Consider the following 1685-nt stretch of genomic DNA (forward strand, 5'->3'; position numbering starts at 1 on the left):
ATATGAGACTGCGGACCAAGAACATAATCCTCTCCCAAGGCAAAGCGAAGAAAGATGGAGGAATGACTATCGCGAGTGGATTCAAAGACAAACCAATTTCGCGTTTCATTCATGCCCTCGACACGACTGAACCTATGGTAAGCGAACAGCGACCGCTCTGTTTCAGGCATGTCTGCAAAAGTTGGCCTGCCCAGGTAACTATTCAAATCATCAAAGGCTTTTTGAATAGATTCGAGCAGAATCGCTACTTCTCGGGTCGTTTTATTAACGTAGAATGAATCGTGATCTTGGATCGATTTCTCGATGTAGAACAAGCCCTTATATATTTCAAATTCTTCGTCGACCACCGAAGTAAAACCAACATGTATCCCAAATTTTCTGTGAGATACCTCGTCACGGCGCCGCCCGTTCATAGTCGCAACCAGAACCATACAACCAGTCATTAGCGTCAATAGAACTTCTCGAACAGAATAGCTACCAGGCTTGCTGACATCCAGCTCGCCAATCGTGATGCCAATCTTCTCTTCCAACCTCTCTCTTGTTTTTGAAGACGATAGCCAGTCTTCCAGGGAATCTCCAAGTACCTTGCGTCCGGCCTCTGCGGCCTTCCTGATTTCAGCGCAAAGATCCGTAATCAAAATGGCTATGTCTCCGCCGTAGCTATAAAGCCACCTATATAGCCTTCCGAAAGTAAAGCCCCAGCCTCAACTGCTCCTAAATTGCGTGTCGCCCCTGAAGGCTTCGTCAATTTATTGGCCAAGTTTGTTGGATTAGCGAATGGGAGGAATTTGACTCCATAGGGTGCTGGCAAATCAATTAGCAAATTGATCATCGACAAGGTCTGGCGCAACATGCTGCGCTTCATACCTTTTTTGGGGACGTCTTCGCTTGCGAGGATTGCCCTAGCTCTAGGGTTTAACCGGTCCTCGTAATGTTGAAGGATCAGCTTGCGATAGACCGCTCCTTCGCGTGCTGCGATATTTGTCCCAATGGTTGGTCCTAACGCATCTTCTGGGACGTTGTTCAGGTGGTTTTTACCAATCGAAATCAGTTGACATGCCAGCTCGTGGCCTCTAGCGGCGAGCGCGTTGGTGAGACGCTCCTCAACCATCAGAGCCTCATGCCATCCTCCATGTGCAAGTGCACGTGCCAGTTCACCGAAATCTTCTGGAAGAATGGCTTTCAGATCAAATCTATTTTTGATCCAGATGTATTCAAAGAATTTCGCAAGGGTGGCAGTTAAGAAAACTGCCCGAGCATTTCTTGTCTTGCTTCTCTTCGTTCGTCTGAGCAGCTTCTCGGCCGCCAGCACAACTGATCCCACAAAATCGTGCCTATTAGTCAAACGTTGCGGCTCATCGTATACACCATTGGGAGGTAGCCAGAAATCCGATAACTCGACGTTCTTGTACTGTCCCTCATCTTTTCGTGCGTCAGTCTTAAGCAGATTGAATGAGAAATTTGGACATAGCTCTATGTCCGCGTGCACCAAATGCTCAGCAAGGCCGAGAAAGAGTTCGTCAGGAGTCCTCTTCTCATCACGCTTGGGGCTGATCGCCTTCTTAGCTAGTTTCATTTTCAATTTCACGCTCAACTCGCACTAGGTGATGTCTGAAGGAACCGCTCTTTATATAGTCGTAAAGGCCCAAATTAAATAGGATTGCCGGCACATGGAACTTCCCGAA

At 47.5% G+C, this 1685-nt stretch carries 2 protein-coding genes; both read right to left on the reverse strand.

The features are described from left to right. The coding region (locus AKL28_RS23495; protein ID WP_156226481.1) for a hypothetical protein at nt 1-638 on the reverse strand (638 nt) is incomplete at its 3' end. A gap of 5 nt (nt 639-643) precedes the next feature. Continuing rightward, on the reverse strand, nt 644-1588 hold the full coding sequence (locus tag AKL28_RS23500; protein WP_156226482.1) for a hypothetical protein: 945 nt from the start codon (nt 1586-1588) through the stop codon (nt 644-646). Nucleotides 1589-1685: the final 97 nt, after the last annotated feature.

It is taken from the genome of Herbaspirillum chlorophenolicum (genome assembly GCF_001189955.1).
In the GTDB taxonomy this organism is placed as follows: domain Bacteria; phylum Pseudomonadota; class Gammaproteobacteria; order Burkholderiales; family Burkholderiaceae_D; genus Herbaspirillum; species Herbaspirillum chlorophenolicum.